The following is a 17,773-nucleotide window of genomic DNA, read 5'->3' on the forward strand; positions in this document are numbered from 1 at the left end:
GTCGTGTAGCAGCACTTAACAACGAGTGACGCCCGGCGGTCCACGGCGGCCTTCAGCACGACTGGAGGCCTGTACATGGTCGTGTAGCGATGCTTCAGGCAGGATGGGCCCGTGCTCGACGTCAAACGACTCCAGGTGCTGCTCGCGGTGGTCGAGGAGGGCTCGGTGACCGCCGCCGCGCAGTCGCTGGGGTACACGCCCTCCGCGATCTCGCAGCAGCTGCTGCGCCTGGAGAGGGAGGCCGGCCAGCCGCTGCTGGAGCGCTACGCCCGCGGGATGCGGCCCACCGACGCGGGCGTCGTCCTCGCCCGGCACGCCCGGAAGGTGGTCCGCCAGCTCGCCGCCGCCGAGGCCGACCTGGCCGAGATCGCCGGCGTACGACGGGGCCGGGTGACGCTCGGGACGTTCCCGACCGTGGGCAGCTCGTTCCTCCCCCTCGCCGTCCGTCGCTTCCGCGAGCTCTACCCGGGCATCGAGCTGACCATCGAGAGCGGCCGCGAGGACCACCTGGTCCGCCACCTCGAGGAGGGCCGGGTCGCCATGTCGCTGCTGTGGGACTACGAGTGGCGCCGCATCGAGAACGACGAGCTGCTGCTCACCGAGCTGTTCACCGACCCGACCGTGCTGCTCGTCGGCGCCACCCACCGGCTGGCGAGGCGGAAGCAGGTGACGATGACCGAGCTCGCCGACGAGCCGTGGATCATCCGCGCCGGCGGCCACCCGGTGGTCGAGGTGCTCGAGCGCAGCACCGTCGCCGCGGGCTTCACGCCGCGCATCGCCTTCCACGCGAACGACTACCAGGAGGCCCAGGCGATGGCGAGCGTCGGCCTGGGCATCGCGCTGGCGCCCCGCACGGCGACGGTCAACCAGCACCCCGACGTCCGCGTGCTGTCGCTGGGCGACACCGCTCCCCCGCGCCGCGTCCTCGTCGCCCGCCGCGAGGGCCGCGTCCGCGCCGCCGCCGAGCTCGCGCTCCACGACGTCCTGCTCGACGTGGCCGCCGGCTACCGCTGAGGGCCCGTCACCGCACCCGTCGGCTCACGGGGTCTCGAGGCTCCTCGCCCAGGGGCTCGTCACACCTCGACCACCGGGGGGCGTCAGGGCAGGCGGGCGGCCAGCGCGCGACCGAGGGCGGCGCCGGAGAGGTACGCCGTCTCCACCTTCGACGTCTCGCCCCACCCGTCGCCGCAGACCCCGACCAGGCCGTCACCCTCGGAGGAGAGGTGGAACGGCTCGGGCCGCTCACCGGTCGGCTTGGCGAAGGTCCAGCGCTGCACGCGGGTCTCGACGGGGTCGCCGGCGTCGAGCAGGGAGCTGAGGGCCATCGCCATGACGGGGGCCGCGCCGGCCGGGTCGTCGAGGTAGCGGGCGGCGAGCTCGGGGGTCGAGTGGGCGACCACCACCGGGGCGTCGTCGCCGCGACGACGGCCGTCGTCCGCGATCCAGGACAGCACGGGGTCGTCGTTGACGAAGGCGCCGTGGAAGGTGCCGGACGGCGAGACCCGGTCCCACGTGCGCTGCTCGAAGCGCGCCGCGAGCGCGAGCGTCGGCTCCCACTCCCGGGTCAGCACCGCGGCGACGTCTCCCAGGCCGTCGCCGAGCAGGCGGACGGCCTGGGGGTCCGGCATCGCCAGGACGACGGCGGAGGCGGCGGCGCCGTCCACCGTCAGCAGGCCGTCGGGCGAGACCGCCACCGACTCGACCTGCTGCCGCTCCAGCGCGCCCCCGGCGACCAGCGGCTCGAGGACGTCGTCCACCAGCGCACGCAGGCCGCGGGTGCCGCCCCAGCGGGTCGGACCGTCCTTGTCGCCGGCGGGCTCGCCGCCGTGGAGGACGGTGAAGGTGTCCGTCCACGGCCGGGCGAGGCCGCGGACGCGCCAGTCCTCGGCGATCGCCGCGAAGTCCTCGTCGCCCGCCGTGAAGTACGACGCCCCGAGGTCGGTCTCGCGGTCGCCCAGGTCGCCCCCGTCGTCGAACGCGCGCCCGCTCATCCGGCCGCCGGGACGCCGGCCGCGGTCGAGGACCCGCACCGGGACGCCGGCCGAGACGAGCTCGAGCGCGCACGCGGCGCCGGCGAGGCCGGCACCCACCACGACGACGGGGGCCGGGCCCGGCCCGGGATCAGACACGCTCACCCCGCGAGTCTCACAGGGAGGATCAAAGGTCCACGCGCTCGTTCTCGCCGCCGTCGTACCGCTCGCCCTTGACCTTCGCCTTCACCAGGCTCAGGGCGGAGGAGATGCGGCTGCCCGGGGTGTCCCAGTACTCCCCGGAGCTGCCGGTCACCTTGAGCAGGACGACGGACGGGTCCTCGGGGCCCTGCGGCATCCACGCCTCGACCCACGTGTTCCACAGCTCCTTCGCCTTCGCGGTGTCCTCGACGACCTCGGCGGTCCCGTCGATGGAGATCCACGTGTCGGACGACGCCATGGTCAGGCTGACGTGCGGGTTCGCCCGGACGTGCGCCACCTTCCGCGAGTCCCGCTCCGCGAAGAACCACAGCTCCGCGACGTCGGTGACCTTCTGGTGGGCCATCGGTCGCGAGACGAGGGTGCCGTCGGCGTCGACGGTGGTGAACATGCAGACCCGCTCGCCGTCGGCGAGCTCGGTCAGGCGCTCGGTGGTGCCGGTCCGGGTGCTGGTCGCGTCGCTCATGACCCCCCGTACCCCACGTGCGCCGCAGCAGAGAACGGTGGCCGGCTCAGGCGTGGTGCGACGTCAGCGGGTGCAGGTCGGCGTGGTCGTGAATGTCCGGGTGCACGTGGACGACGACCGCGTCGAGGTGGTCCACGACGTGGAGCAGCGCGTGCTCCACCCGCTCCGCGACCGCGTGGGCCGCCGTCACCGACAACCCGCCGTCGACCCGGATCGTCGCGTCGCCCTCCAGCCGGTGGCCGGCCCAGCGGGCGCGGACCCGGTCCACGCCGCGGACCTCCTCCTCCGCGAGCGCGGTCGCGCGCATCGCCGCGAGGACCCCGGGCTCGACGCCGTCCATCAGCCGTCGGACGACGGGTCGCATCGAGGCCACCAGGATGCCGACGATCGACACCCCGATGACCAGGCCGACGACCGCGTCGGCGCGGGGGAACCCGGCGTACACCCCGAGGACGCCGCCGACGACCGCGAGCGACGTCAGCCCGTCGGCGCGGGCGTGCTGGCCCTCGGCGACGAGGGCGGCGGAGCCGATGCGGCGGCCGGCCCGGATGCGCTGCACCGCGACCGCCTCGTTGCCGGCCGCACCGACGAGCCCGGCCGCCAGCACCCAGCCGAGGTTCGCGAGCGGCCGCGGGTCGAGGAGCGCGGAGACGGACTCCCACAGCACCCACGCCGCCGAGACGAGGACCACGAGCCCGATGAACAGCCCGACGAGGTCCTCGGCGCGGCGGTAGCCGTAGCTGTAGCGCTCGTCCGGTCGACGCATCCCGAGCCGGAACGCGAGGATCAGCGGGATCGTGGTCGCCGCGTGCCCGACGTTGTGGATGGTGTCGGCGAGCAGCGCGACCGACCCGGAGACCGCGACGATCAGCACCTGGGCCAGCGCGGTCGCGGTCATGCCCGCCAGGCCGATCCAGGCGGCGCGGATGCCGAGCCGGCTGGACTCCTCGGCCGTCCGGATCGCGTCGTGGTGGTCGTGGGCGTGCGGGACGACGGCGTGGCGCAGCCGGGCCCACCACCCGCTGCGACCCGGCGAGTGCCCGTGCCCGTGGCCGTGACCGTGCCCGCTCATCGCGACTCCCGGTGGTGCGGGGGGACCCCGGGCGCGAGGTGCTCGGCGTGGAAGAGGCCGTCGGTGACGAGCTGGCGGACGTGGTCGTTCGCGAGCCGGTAGAACACCTGGTTGCCGGCGCGACGGGTCTGCACGAGGCGCGCCATCCGGAGCTTGGCGAGGTGCTGCGAGACCAGGGCCGGCGGCTTGTCGAGGGCGGCCGCGAGGTCGCCGACGCCCACCTCATCCGTCGTCATGAGCCACAGCAGGCGCAGGCGGGTGGCGTCCGCGAGCATCCGGAACACCTCGACGGCGAGGTCGACGCCCTCCTCGTCGGGGAGTACCTTGCTGTCTGCGCGCATGGCTAGATAGTGAGCCAGCCAGACTTCGGGGTCAAGCGGAGGTACCCGTGACCGATTCGGCAGGAACGGCGGCGACGGCGGCGGAGTGGGACGCCCAGGCCGACACGTTCGACGACGAGCCCGACCACGGACTGCGGGACCCGGCGTGCCGCGAGGCCTGGCGCCGGCTGCTCACGGGCGTCCTGCCCGACGCGCCGGCCCGGGTCGCCGACCTCGGCTGCGGCACGGGCACGTTGAGCCGGCTGCTCGCCGAGGCGGGCCACACGGTCGACGGCGTGGACCTGTCGCCGCGGATGGTCGACGCCGCCCGGGCGAAGTGCGCCGGGCTGCCCGTCACCGCCGTCGTGGGCGACGCCGCCGCGCCCCCGCTCGCGGAGGCGGCGTACGACGTGGTGCTGGCCCGCCACGTGCTGTGGGCGCTGCCCGACCCCGCCGACGCCGTACGACGCTGGGCCGGGCTCCTCGCGCCGGGCGGGCGGCTGGTGCTGGTCGAGGGCTTCTGGCACACGGGCGCCGGGCTGAGGGGCGAGCAGACCCTGGCCGCGGTCCGCGCCCACCGCGCGGAGGGGGTCCTGACGCGACTGACCGACCCGCTCCTGTGGGGCGGGCCGGTCAGCGACGAGCGCTACCTGGTGCTCAGCGCCCGCTGAGCACCGGGTAGCAGCGCAGCGAGAGCGCTCAGCGGGGCAGCTGGAACCGCGGGGTCGGCTCCGCCACCGTGCCGGGGACGACGTCGCTCGGCGCCGGGAGCCACGCGGCCGGACCCTGCGAGCGCGAGCCCGCACCGCCGCCGAGGGCGAGGTCGCCGGGCACCGTGAAGGACGTCCGGGCGAGATCGATCGTGTAGCGCGAGGTCGGCGAGGTGTCGACGTTGCGCACGCGGCTCGGGGCGGCCCCGACCAGCACGACACCGAGCCGGTGACCGGCCTCGACGACCGCGTCGTCCGGGTCGAGGCGGACGGTCACGTCGCGGGTGCGGGCGCCGTCGAGGCGGGCCCAGCCGCGACCGAGGACGCCGAACGGGGTCTGGCCCAGGTTGCGGGTCATCCGGTAGTAGCAGGCGTCGTCGTACGACGTCGACCGGCCGTGGCAGCTCTGCTCCTCGGTGGTCCGGGCGCCGTCGCCGGTGGCCAGGACGCGCTCGTCGAGGCCGTAGTCGACGAGCATGACGCCGACCTGGCCGGTCTCGACCTCGCTGGTGATCCGCAGCTTCGCGACGGTCTCCCCCGAGATGCGGGTGTCCTCGCCCAGGGGCGCGGAGGCGTACAGCAGGCGGTTGGCCTCGGACCCGGCGGTCAGCGCCGTGGTCTCGGTCTGGTTCGGGGCGTTGAGCCAGGAGGCGGTGCCGGACTGCGCGCCGGTGGCCGCGAGGGTGCCACCGGCGGTCGGCCGCAGGACGGTCCGCTCACCGGTCGGCCACTGCTCCGCCGTCGTCCACTCGTTCGGCTGGGTCTCGATGTCGACGGCGGGCTCGTCGAGGATGCCGTTGTCGATGCCCATCAGCTGGGAGTCGAACCAGCGGTGCAGGGTCTTGATCCAGCGCGTGCGGTCGGAGTCGAAGGCGTCGACGTGGCCCAGGCGGGTCAGCCACATCTTGCGGGTGACGCCGTTCTTGCCGAGCTGGGTCCACCACTTCGAGAAGTGCCGGGTCTTGACGTTGAGGTCCTGCAGGCCGTGCATCACGAAGACGCTGGCGGTGACGTTCGAGGCCTTCGTGGTGGTGCCGTTGCGGTGGTCGCGCTCGGCCCAGAAGGCGTTGTAGCGGCCGGTCTCGTCGTCGTCCTCGGCGGACAGGCGCTCGTACGTCGCCTCGCAGTCGACGGTCTCGGTGCGGTCGGCGGCGACGCGGCGCGACAGGCCCTCGGCGTAGTCCCAGCTGTAGGGCAGCTTCTGCGAGCGGGTGTAGTCGTACCAGGACGAGATGGCGGAGATCGGGACGATCGTCTCGAGGCCCTCGGTGCCGAGCGCGGCGACGCCGTTGGCGATCGTGCCGTCGTACGACTTGCCGATCATGCCGGTCTTCCCGTTGGTCCAGTCGGCCACGACGGGCTCACCGTCGGCGTCGACGGCCTCGGCGTTGCCGTTGAGCCAGTCGACGGCCGCCGCGGCGGAGCCGACGTCGGAGACGCCGCCCTCGTCGACGCACCCGGTGGAGCGCGCGGTGCCGGCGAGGTCGACGGCGACGAACGCGTAGCCGCGGGGCACGAAGTAGTTGTCGTAGAACAGCGGCGTCAGGGCCGGGTTGCCGTCCGCGTCGTACGTCTTCTTCTCGGCCTCGTTGCCGCGGCCGATGGAGAGGTAGTACGGGCTCGCGTCCATGATCACGGGGACCTGCTGGCCGGCGCGCTCGGTCTCGGCGGGCCGCACGACGTCGACCGCGACGCGGTCGGGCTGGCCGTTGCCGTCGAAGTCGTCGGCGAGCACGTAGACGGTCTCGCGGATGGCGCCGGCGTAGCCGTAGATCGGGGCGGTGCGCCCGTTCTTCAGCTCGTACGGCGCGTCAGCGGCCCGGACGGGCGCGGCCGCGGGTGCGGCGCCCGCGGTGGCCGACGCGAGCGCCGGCAGGGAGCCGAGCAGCAGGCCGGCGCCCGCGAGGGCCACCACCCCGCGTGCTCGGGAGCGGGTCGGGCGGGACCAGGTCATGGTCGTTCCTCACTGCGAGGGCGGCTCGGCAGGGAGGCGTCGCACGCCCGTCGTCCGACGGGTCGCACCACGTCGACGGCGGCCGAGATCCACCGAACGGACGGTGGCACAACCCAAGCGGTCGGCCCGATGGGGCGTCAAGGATCGTGACCGCTTCGGGACCTGCGCCGCCCGTCGGCGCCGCGGACGTCGGCTCAGAGCCGGCGGCACTGGTCCTCCTTGTTCCCCTCGACCACGTTGCCGCTGCCGGTCGGGGCCGGGCGGTTCTCCTTGCACTGCAGGTTGCCGTCGACCCGGTTGTCGCTGATCGTCTGCGCGCGGCGGTTCTCGAAGGACTGCACGTCGGAGCCGACGCGGTTGGCGACGATCGTGGCGGCACCGCCCTGGACGAGCTGGACGCTCCCGTCGACGACCGAGCGCCGGACGACGACCTTCTCGTGACCCTCGGCCTGGACGTTGCCCTCGACGTCGACGCGTCGCGCGACGAGCGTGGCGCCGTCGGCCACGGTGACGTTGCCGCCCACCTGCGTGCCGGTGAGCGTGCAGGTGGCGCCGCGCGGCACGCGGAGGTCGTCGACCTCGACGGCGCCGAGGGAGCCTCGGCAGGTGCGCTCGTCGGCGTGGGCGGGCGCGGCGACGGCCAGGGCCGACGCGGCCAGGGCCAGCGCCCCCAGGGCGGGAGCGGCGGAGCGGAGCAGGGTCTGCGCGGACATCGGGGCCTCCTTCGGGGCCGGGACCACCCCGACCGCTGGGCCCGACGTTCCCGGGTGCCGGTGAGCCGACGGTGAGACGACCGTGAGAGACCTCTCACCCGGTTAGAGCGGCGACCTATACTCCATTGAGTCAGTTGACATTGTTCAGATAGGAGCAGTGGTGAGCACCGTCCCCTTCACCGTCCAGAGCACCGGCACCGGCGTCGCCCAGGAGATCACCGTCCTCGGCGACAACGCCCACGTCTTCCACGCCGACACCTACCCCGCCTTCGGCGGTGCGGACGCCGCCCCCAGCCCGCTGGCCTACAGCCTCGGCGCCCTCACCTCCTGCAACCAGGTCACCGCGCAGGTGGTGGCGAAGGAGCTCGGCGTGACCCTCGGCGAGTTCTCGCTGTCCGCGCGGGGCGACCTCGACCCGAGCGTCATGGTCGGCGGTGCCGACGGCAACGCCAACTTCTCCGCCGTGACCGTCGACGCCACCGTGCAGACCGACGCCGACGCCGAGACCTTCGACCGCCTCGTCGCCGAGGTCGACCGCCGCTGCCCCGTGACGCAGCTGTTCCGCCGCTCCGGCCTCGCCTTCACCAGCGAGTGGAAGCCGCTGCCGCTCTGAGGTCGTCCGGACGGACGTGCAGAAGCCCCCGGAACGCCCCTCGCGGGGGTGTTCCGGGGGCTTCTGCGCGTCGGTCCCGACCGGGGGCCGACCCGTCCGCGGGATCAGCGGAAGGCGGCGTGCCCCGTCAGCGTCTGGCCGACGACGAGGGTGTGCATCTCGACCGTGCCCTCGTAGGTGAGCACGGACTCGAGGTTGTTCATGTGCCGGATCACCGGGTACTCGAGCGAGATGCCGTTGGCGCCCAGGATCGTGCGGGCCGTGCGGCAGATGTCGATGGCCTCGCGCACGTTGTTCAGCTTGCCCACGCTCACCTGCGGCGGAGCCAGCGTGCCGGCGTCCTTGCGGCGACCGAGGTGCAGCGCGAGCAGCGTGCCCTTGGTGAGCTCGAGGCTCATGTCGGCGAGCTTCTGCTGGGTCAGCTGGAAGCCGGCGATCGGCTTGCCGAACTGCTCGCGCTCCTTGCTGTAGTCCAGCGCGGCGGAGAAGCAGGAGCGGGCCGCGCCCATCGCGCCCCACACGATCCCGTAGCGGGCCTCGTTGAGGCAGGACAGCGGGCCGCGGAGCCCGGTGACCTCCGGCAGCACGGCGTCGGCGGGCAGGCGGACGCCGTCCAGGACGAGCTCGCTGGTCACGGAGGCGCGCAGCGACATCTTGTGGTGGATCTGCGGCGCGGAGAAGCCGGGGGTGTCGGTCGGGACGACGAACCCGCGGACGCCCTCCTCGGTCTGCGCCCACACGACGGCGACGTCGGCGACGGAGCCGTTGGTGATCCACATCTTGCGCCCGTCGAGGACCCAGTCGTCGCCGTCGCGCTTCGCCCGGGTGCGCATGGAGTCGGGGTCGGAGCCGTGGTCGGGCTCGGTGAGGCCGAAGCAGCCGATGGCCTCGCCGGCGGCCATGGCGGGCAGCCACTGCTGCTTCTGCTCCTCGCTGCCCCAGCGGTGGATCGCGAACATCGCCAGCGAGCCCTGCACGGACACGAGGGAGCGGATGCCGGAGTCGGCGGCCTCGAGCTCGAGGCACGCCAGGCCGTAGTCGACGGCGCTCATGCCCGGGCAGCCGTAGCCCTCGAGGTGCATGCCGAGCAGCCCCATGGCGCCGAACTCCTTGGCGAGCCCGCGGACGTCGGGGAGCTCGCCGCGCTCGAACCACTCGGCGACGTCGGGCATGACGACGTCGTCGCAGAGCTTCCTCACCGCGGCGCGGATGTCCCGCTCCTCCGCCGTGAGCTGGTCGTCGATGCCGACGATGTCGAGGGGGTCGATCTTCGCTGCCATGCCCTCGATCGTACGCCGGGAGAGACGTGGAACACCCGTCGAGGAGAGGTGGTTGAAGGCTGCATGACCACCATCGCGATCATCGGAGCCGGACGAGGACTGGGGGCGGCCGTCGCGCGGCGCTTCGCCGCCGAGGGGTACGCCGTGGGGCTGATCTCGCGGCACCAGGGACGCCTCGACGCGCTCGCCGCCGAGCTCGAGACCGAGGGCGTCCGCGCGCAGGGCTTCGCCGCCGACGTGCGCGACCCCGCCTCGATCGCGAAGGCCCTCGAGCAGGTCACCGAGACCCTGGGCCCGATCGAGGTGCTGCAGTACTCCCCGCTGCCGCAGAAGGACTTCATGCGGCCCGTGCTCGAGACGACGCCCGCCGACCTCGTCGGCCCCGTCGAGTTCTCGATCTACGGCCCCGTCGCGGCCGTCCACCAGGTCGTCCCGGGCATGCGGTTCCTGGGCGAGGGGACGGGCTCGATCCTGTTCGTCAACGGCGGGTCCGCGGTCAAGCCCGGCCGCAACGTCACCGGCACCTCCATCGCCTTCGCCGGTCAGGCGGCGTACGCCGAGCTGCTGCACGAGGTGCTCGGCGAGGAGGGCATCTTCGTCGGCCAGCTGATCATCGGCGGGCAGATCATCGAGGGCGACGAGGAGAAGGACCCCGCCGTCCTCGCGGAGAAGCTGTGGGACCTCCACACCGAGCGCGACACCTTCCGGGTGCAGGTCTCGACCGACTGAGGCGTCACCGCGGCTCGCGGGGCCTCAGCCGGCGACGGCCACCTCGACCACGAGCGCGCGGTGGTCGCTGGCGCCCACGACCTCGGCCCGGGACGAGGTCGCGCGGACGCCGGGGCCGGGGGCGGCCAGGGCGTGGTCGAGCTGGACCCGCGGGTCCTGCGCGGGGTAGGTGGGGTGGCGGGCGAGCGGCGTCCACCGGCTCAGCATCGCGGCGACGCCCGGCGGCATGTTGAGGTCGCCGAGCAGGACGACGGGCCCGGGCAGCTCGCCCGCCCACGCGGTCAGCTCGCGCAGCTGCCGGCCCGCGCGGACCGGCTCGAACGACAGGTGCGTGCACACCACGGTCAGCGGCCCGGACGGCGTGGTCAGCTCCGCGGCCACCGCGGCGCGGGGCTCGTCCGGCACCCACAGCACCCGCTGCCCGGCCCCGGGCGGCAGCGGCACCGGGATGCTCAGCCGCGAGCCCTCCATGCGCAGCTCGTCCGTGCGCACCACGGGGAAGCGGGTCACCAGCGCGACGCCGTACGCCCCCTCGTCGGCGGCGAGGGCGGCCGAGGTGGCGGGGCGGAACGTGTCCCGGGAGCCCGGCGTCCCGAGGATCGCCGCGGTGAAGTGGTGCTGCCAGGACTCGCCGGGGCGCGCGCAGGCGTCGGCGAGCGCGGCGGCCTGGTCCTCGGCGCCGCTGCGGGGCAGCCGGTGGTCGACCTCCTGGACGGCGTACACGTCGGCGTCCAGGGCCGCAGCCCTGCGCGCCCAGGCGGCAAAGTCGTGGCGGCCTCGGTCGCGTCCCGAGGCGGCGTTGGCACTGACGAGGCGGACCACGCCCCCTGTGTACCCGCACCCGACGCGCCCGGGACCGGCTGTCCGCGACACGCCGTCACACCCGGCCCGGCGGCGCGCCCACCCGTGTGGTTCGTTGGCCCCGTGAGCGAGGACACCCCCGGCAGCAAGAACGGCACGACCAGCGGCCCCCCGTCGTACCCGAGCTGGCCGAACCCCGGCCGCCGCAACCTGCCGATCCGCATCAGCACCCCGACGAACGACGCCGGCGCGCGGGCGGCGGCGCACCTCTCGGGGTTCCCGGGGGCGAAGGCCTCGCAGCACGACCCGATCCAGCCCGTCCGGCCGCCCGAGGGCGCGCCGAACGTGGTGATCGTGCTCGTCGACGACATGGGCTTCGGCGCCTCCAGCACGTACGGCGGCCCGTGCGAGATGCCGACCGCCGAGCGGCTCTCGGACGGCGGCCTGCGCTACAGCCGCTTCCACGTCACCGCGCTGTGCTCGCCGACGCGGCAGGCGTTGATGACGGGCCGCAACCACCACTCGGTCGGCATGGGCGTGACCTCGGAGATGACGACGCTGGAGCCCGGCTACACCGGGTTCCGGCCGCCGTCCGCGGCGACGATGGCGCAGATCCTGCAGGGCAACGGCTACGCCACGGCGGCGTTCGGGAAGTGGCACCAGACGCCGCCGGTCGAGGTGAACCCGACGGGGCCGTTCAACCGCTGGCCCGTCGGCGAGGGCTTCGGCACCTTCTACGGGTTCATGGGCGCGGAGATGAACCACTGGTACCCGCAGCTCTACTCCGGGACGACGCCGGTCGAGCCGGACCGCCTGCCCGAGGACGGCTACCACCTCACCGAGGACCTCGTCGACCACACGATCGACTGGATCCGCGACCAGCACGCCATCACCCCCGACCAGCCGTTCTTCGCCTACCTGGCCCTGGGCGCGACGCACGGGCCGTTCCACGTGCAGAAGGAGTGGCGCGAGAAGTACGCCGGCCGCTTCGACGAGGGCTGGGACGAGATGCGCAAGCAGACCCTCGCCCGTCAGAAGGAGCTGGGCCTGGTCCCCCAGGACACGGTCCTCGCGCCGTGGCCGGACGGCCTGCCGCAGTGGTGGGAGCTCGACGAGATGGAGCGCGAGGTCGCCGCCCGCTTCATGGAGACCTACGCCGGGTTCGCCGAGCACGCCGACGTCCAGGTCGGCCGGATCACCGACGAGCTCGAGCGCCTCGGGATCCTCGACGACACGATCTTCGTCTACATGCTCGGCGACAACGGTGCCTCCGGCGAGGGGGGCCCCGAGGGCACCCTGCGCGAGCACCTCGTCGGCCACGGCATCGCCGACGACACCGCCGACATGCACGCCCGCCTCGACAGCTTCGGCGACCCCACGACGTACGCGATCTACCCGGCGGGCTGGGCGTCGGCGATGAACACGCCGTACGCGTGGACCAAGCAGATCGCCTCCCACCTGGGCGGCACCCGCGACGGCCTGATCGTGCACTGGCCGAACGGCATCGCCGCCCGCGGCGAGGTCCGCCACCAGTGGCACCACGTCATCGACGTGCTGCCGACGATCCTCGAGGTCGCGGGCCTGCCGCACCCGACGACCGTGTACGGCGTGACGCAGCAGGTCATCGAGGGCGTCTCGATGGCGTACTCGTTCGCCGACGCGGACGCCGCCGACCGCCGCGTGACGCAGTACTTCGAGATGGTCGGCAACCGCGGGATCTACCACAACGGCTGGATGGCGGTCACCCGCCACGGCACGCCGTGGCTGATGGTGGACGGCGGCGACCGGCCGTTCGAGGAGGACGTCTGGGAGCTGTACCACACCGACCGGGACTGGTCACAGGCCTTCGACCTCGCCGGGGAGGGCCCCGACCAGCTGCGCGCGCTGCGCGACATCTTCCTCATCGAGGCGTCGCGCCACCAGGTCTTCCCGCTCGACGACCGCGTCACGGAGCGGGAGAACCCCGCCATCGCCGGTCGTCTCGACCTGCACGCCGGGCGGACGTCGATCGAGCTGGGCCCCCGCGCCGGCCGGCTCACCGAGGAGGCGGCCCCCAACGTCAAGAACCGCTCCCACACGATCACGGTGCCGCTCACCGCGCGCACCGACACCGACTCCGGGGTGCTCGTCGCGCAGGGCGGTCGCTTCGGCGGCTGGTCGCTGTACGTCGTCGACGGCCGACCGGCGTACGCCTACAACTGCTACGGCCGCGAGCTCACCACGGTGCGCTCGGAGGAGTCACTCACGGCGGGCGACCACGAGGTGACGATGCGGTTCTCGTACGCCGGGGGCCCGCCCGGCGACGCCGCCGACGTCGTCCTCGAGGTCGACGGCCGGGAGGTCGCGCGGGGCCACGTGCCGCAGACGACCGCGTACTACTTCGCCTTCGACGAGACCCTCAACGTCGGCGTCGACCGCGGCGCCCCCGTGACCGACGACTACGCGCCGGTGCACAACCGGTTCACCGGCACCGTGCACGGCGCGCGGTTCGACCTGGACACCCAGATCGAGCTGGGCGAGCAGGTCAAGCGCCGCCTCACCCAGCTGGCGCACGACTGACGCCGCTGCTGGTCGAGCCCGTCGGGGCCCGAGCGCGTCAGGCCTCGTCGGGGACGACGCCGTCCGCGACGGGTGCGGTGACCGGGGGGACGTCGGGGACGGCCGCGGGAAGGTCGAAGGCGAAGACCGTGCCGCCGCCGGGCGCGGGACGGCACTCGATCAGGCCGCCGTGCCGCACGACGATCGTCTTGCAGATCGCCAGGCCCAGCCCGGTCCCGGCGAAGCGGTCGTCCTCGGCGTGGGCGCGGTGCAGGCGCTCGAAGACCCGCGCACGCTGGTCCTCCGGGATGCCGATCCCGTTGTCGGCGACCTCCACCTCGACCCGGTCGCCCACGCGCCGGGCGCTCACCGTGATCTCCGGGCGCACGCCCGGCTCGACGTACTTGACCGCGTTGCCGAGCAGGTTGGTGAGCAGCTGGCGCAGCATGTCCGGCTGGGCCGAGACGACCACCAGGTCCTCGGCGCGGTGCACCACGGCCTCGGCGTCCAGGTACTCCAGGACGTCGTCCACGGCCAGGTCCAGGGGGACGGCCTCCAGCTCCGCCGCGCTCAGCAGGCCGCCCTCCGCCGAGGCCTGCTCGAGGAGGTCGGAGATGAGCTCCTGCATGCGGATCGCGGCGCCCCGGGCGCGGTCCAGGCTGGCCAGCACGACGGGGTCGTCGGTGTCGGCGGCCATCTCGAGCCAGCCGCGGAGCGCGGTCAGCGGGTTGCGGAGGTCGTGGGCGGCGGTGGCCGCGAACTCGGCGAGCTGGTCGGCGTGGCGCCGCTCGCCGGTGACGTCGCGGTAGACCACCACCGAGCCCCCCGACCCGTCCTCGTGCACCAGCCGGTCGGCGACGACGGACAGGGTGCGGCGGGTGCCGTCGCCGAGGTGCAGGACGATGTCCTCCGGGCCCACCCTCCCCTCGGTGATCGCGCGGTACGACGGGTGCTCGGACGCCCGGAGGACCGTGCCTCCCGGCGTGGTCACGACGAACTCCTCGGAGGCGACGCCGTCCTCGCCGCCGGCCGAGGTCCGGGAGAGCATCGCGCGGGCGGCCGGGTTCATCCGCACCAGGTTCGCGTCGGCGTCGAGGACGACGAGGCCCTCGGCCATCACCTCGGTCACGGTCTCCAGGAACTCCGCGCGCGCCCGCGCCTCCTGCTGCGCGACCCGCAGCTGCGCCGTCGACGCGTCGCGCTGGTCGCGGGTGCTGCCGATCGCCAGGGTGATGACGAGGAGCGTGATGACGAAGGCCTGGACGGCGAGGGCGTCGAGGTCGTCGGGGGCCGAGGCGGCGAGCCCGTCCGTCGCGAGCACGACGCCGAACGCCGCCGCCCCGGTGCCGACCACCTGCAGGGCCGCGACCGTGGTCGAGAAACGCATGGCGCACCACACGCTGACCACGATCAGCAGGAAGGTCAGGGAACCGCCGCGGTCGAGGTCGACCAGGACGAACGTCACCAGTCCGGCGAGGACCACCAGCCCGAGCTCGGGCAGGCGCCGCGACTCGAGGATGCGGGTGCGGGTGGCCAGTGCGTGGACGAGCAGGTGCCCGCTGGTCCCGACCAGCAGCATCCCGGCGAGGTTCCGGCCCCACCACAGCGCGAGGAACGTGAGGGTGACCGTCTCGCCCGACGCCGCGAACGAGGTGGCCGCGAGCGCCGTCCCCACCCCGGTGCCGAGGACGGCGGAGCCCACGACGGCGGTGAGCGTCCGGGGGTCGGAGATCGTGCCCGTGCCGCGGGCCCCGAGCAGGTCCGGGCGCCACCGGCGCAGCACCACCGCCCCCAGTCCGGCCTGGCTGACCGCGGCGGCGGTCCCGGCCACCACCAGCGGGGCCGCCGCGCCGGTCACCGCGTGCATGGCGCACGCGATCACGGCGATGGCGGCCGAGGAGGCGAGCGCCCACCGGCGTCCCGGACGGGCCAGCACCCAGAGCAGGCCGACGCCCGCCGCGGGCCAGACCAGGGACGGGCCCTGGTCGACCACCGCGGTCGCCCGTCCGGCGAGCGCGAGCAGGGCGTACGCGGCCGCGAAGCACCAGAAGGACCACGGCGGGACGGCGGGCCCCGACGTGGCCGGCTCGCCGGGTGCCCCCTCCGGGTCCGGACGGGCGTCGGGCTGCACGCGGCTCATCCCCACCTCCCCGCTCGGCCGTTCGCGGGGCCCGGTGCCCGCGGCTACGTCGAGGGTAGGACCGCCGCTGCGTCGTGCACGACGTTTCTGCGAAACCGGTGGCCTCAGCCCTCGTCGGTCAGCGCCCCGTCGACGCGCGGCGCGGCGACCGGGGGGACGTCGGGGACGGCGGCGGGCAGGTCGAAGGCGAGGACGGTGCCCCCGCCGGCGGCCGGGCGGCACTCGATGTGACCGCCGTGGCGCAGCACGACCGTGCGGCAGATGGCGAGGCCGAGGCCGGTGCCGCCGAACCGGCCGTCGTCCGCGTGGGCGCGGTGCAGCCGCTCGAAGACCCGGGTGCGCTCCGACTCGGGGATGCCGATGCCGTTGTCCTCGACCTCGACCTCGACCCGGTCCCCGACCCGGCGGGCGGTGACCGCGATCCGCGGCGTCACGCCCGGCTCGACGTACTTCACGGCGTTGCCGAGCAGGTTGGTCAGCAGCTGGCGCAGCATCTCCGGGTGCGCCGAGACCACGGGCAGCTCGGCCTCGCGGGTGAGGACGGCGTCGGTGGGCAGGTACCGCGCCACGTCGTCGACGGCGAGGTCCAGCGGCACGGCCTCGAGCTCGCCCGCGCTCAGCAGCCCGCCCTCCGCCGAGGCCTGCTCGAGGAGGTCGGTGATGAGGGCCTGCATGCGGGCGGCCGCCTCCCGCGCCCGGGACAGAGAGAGCTGGGACGGGCCGTCCGTCGCGGTCTCCGTCGCCATCTCGAGCCAGCCCCGCAGTGCGGTGAGGGGGTTGCGCAGGTCGTGGGCCGCGGTCGCCGCGAACTCCGCGAGCTGGTCGGTCTGGCGTCGCTCGTCGGTGACGTCGTGGAAGACGACGACGGAGCCCACGGAGCGGCCGCCGTCGGAGAGCATGTCCGCGGTGACGGACAGGGTGCGGCGGCTGCCGTCGTCCAGCACGAGCAGCAGGTCCTCGGGACCCACGCGTCCCTCCGTGATGGCCCGCACCGACGGGTGCTGCCGGGGGTCGAGGACGCTGCCGTCGGGCGCGCAGACGACGTAGTCCCGTGCGGCCGTCGGCGCCGTCGCGCCGGCCGGTGTCATCTCGAGGATGGCGCGGGCGGCGGAGTTCATGCGGACGAGGTTCGCGTCGGCGTCCAGCACCGTCAGCCCCTCGCCCATCACCTCGGTGACCGTCTCCAGGTGCCGGGCCCGGCCCGCGGCGTCGCGTCGTGCCTCGTCGAGCTCGGCCAGGACGGCGTCGCGCTGGTCGCGGCTGGAGCCGATGGCGAGGGCCACGGTGAGCAGGGTGACCGTGAAGGCCTGGATCATCACGGCGTCCGACGCGTCGGGCAGCTCGGGGTAGCCCGCCCGGCCGACCACCACGAGGGCGACCCCGAGGGCTCCGACGCCCGCCACCTCCAGCGCGGCCAGCGCGGTGGAGAAGCGCAGGGCGCACCAGACGCTGGTCCCGATCAGCAGGCACGCCATGCCCTGGCCGCGGTCGACCTCGGCGAGCGCGAAGGCGCCCAGGGAGGTGAGGAGCAGCAGGCACAGCTCGGGGACCCGGCGGCGCGACGGGAGGACCCGGGTGCCGGTGACGACGGCGTGGAGCAGCAGGTGGCCCGCCGTGAGCGCCAGGAGCATCCCCGACAGGTTGCGGGTCCACCACAGCACCGTCGTGAGCACGGTCGCGGGCTCGCCGAACAGCAGCATGGACGTCGTGGCGGCCAGCGCGCCCACCGCGCTCGCGAGGCCGGCGGCCAGCACCGTGCGGGCCAGGAGGGAGGGGTCCGAGATGGTCCGGTCGCCGCCGGCGCCCAGGAGCCGCGGGCACCACCGTCGCAGCACCAGCACGGCCACGACCGGCTGCAGGACGGCGGCGAGCGTGCCGGCCAGGACGAGCCCGGGCGCGGCGCCGGTCACGGCGTGCAGGGTCAGCGCGACGACCGCGACGGCACCCAGCACCGAGGCCGCCCAGCGACGCCCGGGGCGGGCCAGCAGCCAGAGCACGCCGGCGCCGGCCGCCGGCCAGACCAGGGCCGGCCCGCCCTCCACGAGCGCTGTCGCCCGGCCGGCGAGGACGAGCACGACGTAGGCCACCAGGAAGCACCAGAAGCTCCACGCCGGGACGACGGGGACCCTCGGCGGGGCTGGCCCGACCGCGCGCTCGACGTCCACCTGCACCTCCACGTCAGGACCCGTGCACCAGGGCCCGAGAGGTGCGCCCCGAGAGTAAAGCCCGGTCCGGGTCGGCCGCCGCC

General features: G+C 74.3%; 15 protein-coding genes. 5 read left to right on the forward strand and 10 right to left on the reverse strand.

Annotated features, from left to right (window positions below; all coding sequences use genetic code 11):
- The first annotated feature begins 111 nt into the window (after positions 1 to 111).
- Entirely contained in the window at positions 112 to 1,014 is a 903-nt protein-coding gene (locus tag MJ876_RS02810; RefSeq protein WP_240234534.1) for a LysR family transcriptional regulator, read from the forward strand.
- A gap of 83 nt (positions 1,015 to 1,097) precedes the next feature.
- Here the strand turns inward: MJ876_RS02810 and MJ876_RS02815 are convergent, their stop codons facing one another.
- Genes MJ876_RS02815 through MJ876_RS02830 form a run of 4 tightly spaced genes read right to left on the reverse strand, consistent with a single transcriptional unit; the run spans position 1,098 to position 4,068 of the window.
- Positions 1,098 to 2,135: an FAD-dependent oxidoreductase gene (locus MJ876_RS02815; protein WP_240234535.1), complete on the reverse strand. Its 1,038-nt coding sequence runs from the start codon at positions 2,133 to 2,135 to the stop codon at positions 1,098 to 1,100.
- A gap of 22 nt (positions 2,136 to 2,157) precedes the next feature.
- A complete protein-coding gene (locus tag MJ876_RS02820) occupies positions 2,158 to 2,655 on the reverse strand; it encodes a pyridoxamine 5'-phosphate oxidase family protein (RefSeq protein ID WP_240234536.1) in 498 nt (165 codons plus the stop codon).
- Positions 2,656 to 2,701: 46 nt separating this feature from the next.
- On the reverse strand, positions 2,702 to 3,727 hold the full coding sequence (locus MJ876_RS02825; RefSeq protein WP_240234538.1) for a cation diffusion facilitator family transporter: 1,026 nt from the start codon (positions 3,725 to 3,727) through the stop codon (positions 2,702 to 2,704).
- Positions 3,724 to 4,068 (reverse strand): metalloregulator ArsR/SmtB family transcription factor, encoded by a 345-nt coding sequence (locus tag MJ876_RS02830; protein ID WP_240234540.1) that lies wholly within the window; start codon positions 4,066 to 4,068, stop codon positions 3,724 to 3,726. Before MJ876_RS02830 ends, MJ876_RS02825 begins: the two co-directional genes overlap by 4 nt.
- Positions 4,069 to 4,115: 47 nt before the next feature.
- Between MJ876_RS02830 and MJ876_RS02835 the strand changes: the two genes are divergently transcribed.
- On the forward strand, positions 4,116 to 4,718 hold the full coding sequence (locus tag MJ876_RS02835; protein ID WP_240234541.1) for a bifunctional 2-polyprenyl-6-hydroxyphenol methylase/3-demethylubiquinol 3-O-methyltransferase UbiG: 603 nt from the start codon (positions 4,116 to 4,118) through the stop codon (positions 4,716 to 4,718).
- Between the two features lie 28 nt (positions 4,719 to 4,746).
- On the opposite strand, the gene MJ876_RS02840 is transcribed toward MJ876_RS02835, so the two are convergent.
- Together MJ876_RS02840 and MJ876_RS02845 are read right to left on the reverse strand one after the other, a co-directional pair.
- Positions 4,747 to 6,711: a CocE/NonD family hydrolase gene (locus tag MJ876_RS02840; RefSeq protein ID WP_240234542.1), complete on the reverse strand. Its 1,965-nt coding sequence runs from the start codon at positions 6,709 to 6,711 to the stop codon at positions 4,747 to 4,749.
- Positions 6,712 to 6,905: 194 nt separating this feature from the next.
- Complete coding sequence (locus MJ876_RS02845) at positions 6,906 to 7,424, reverse strand: hypothetical protein (RefSeq protein WP_240234543.1); 519 nt, start codon at positions 7,422 to 7,424, stop codon at positions 6,906 to 6,908.
- 160 nt (positions 7,425 to 7,584) lie between these two features.
- Here MJ876_RS02845 and MJ876_RS02850 point away from each other — a divergent pair, with 160 nt between their 5' ends.
- Entirely contained in the window at positions 7,585 to 8,037 is a 453-nt protein-coding gene (locus tag MJ876_RS02850) for an OsmC family protein (protein WP_240234544.1), read from the forward strand.
- Between the two features lie 104 nt (positions 8,038 to 8,141).
- Here MJ876_RS02850 and MJ876_RS02855 read toward each other — a convergent pair whose 3' ends face one another.
- Positions 8,142 to 9,317, reverse strand: coding sequence for an acyl-CoA dehydrogenase family protein (locus MJ876_RS02855; RefSeq protein ID WP_240234545.1), 1,176 nt, complete (start codon positions 9,315 to 9,317; stop codon positions 8,142 to 8,144).
- 63 nt (positions 9,318 to 9,380) lie between these two features.
- Between MJ876_RS02855 and MJ876_RS02860 the strand changes: the two genes are divergently transcribed.
- On the forward strand, positions 9,381 to 10,046 hold the full coding sequence (locus tag MJ876_RS02860; protein WP_240234546.1) for an SDR family NAD(P)-dependent oxidoreductase: 666 nt from the start codon (positions 9,381 to 9,383) through the stop codon (positions 10,044 to 10,046).
- 24 nt (positions 10,047 to 10,070) lie between these two features.
- On the opposite strand, the gene MJ876_RS02865 is transcribed toward MJ876_RS02860, so the two are convergent.
- Entirely contained in the window at positions 10,071 to 10,868 is a 798-nt protein-coding gene (locus tag MJ876_RS02865; protein ID WP_240234547.1) for an endonuclease/exonuclease/phosphatase family protein, read from the reverse strand.
- Between the two features lie 102 nt (positions 10,869 to 10,970).
- Between MJ876_RS02865 and MJ876_RS02870 the strand changes: the two genes are divergently transcribed.
- Positions 10,971 to 13,406: a sulfatase-like hydrolase/transferase gene (locus MJ876_RS02870; protein ID WP_240234548.1), complete on the forward strand. Its 2,436-nt coding sequence runs from the start codon at positions 10,971 to 10,973 to the stop codon at positions 13,404 to 13,406.
- Between the two features lie 37 nt (positions 13,407 to 13,443).
- On the opposite strand, the gene MJ876_RS02875 is transcribed toward MJ876_RS02870, so the two are convergent.
- Positions 13,444 to 15,525, reverse strand: coding sequence for an ATP-binding protein (locus MJ876_RS02875; RefSeq protein ID WP_240234549.1), 2,082 nt, complete (start codon positions 15,523 to 15,525; stop codon positions 13,444 to 13,446).
- Positions 15,526 to 15,629: 104 nt separating this feature from the next.
- The gene (locus tag MJ876_RS02880; protein WP_240234550.1) at positions 15,630 to 17,702 is read right to left on the reverse strand and encodes an ATP-binding protein; all 2,073 of its coding nucleotides are present in this window, start codon (positions 17,700 to 17,702) and stop codon (positions 15,630 to 15,632) included.
- Positions 17,703 to 17,773 lie beyond the last annotated feature (71 nt).

It is taken from the genome of Nocardioides sp. CFH 31398, from assembly GCF_022436705.1.
GTDB lineage: Bacteria > Actinomycetota > Actinomycetes > Propionibacteriales > Nocardioidaceae > Nocardioides.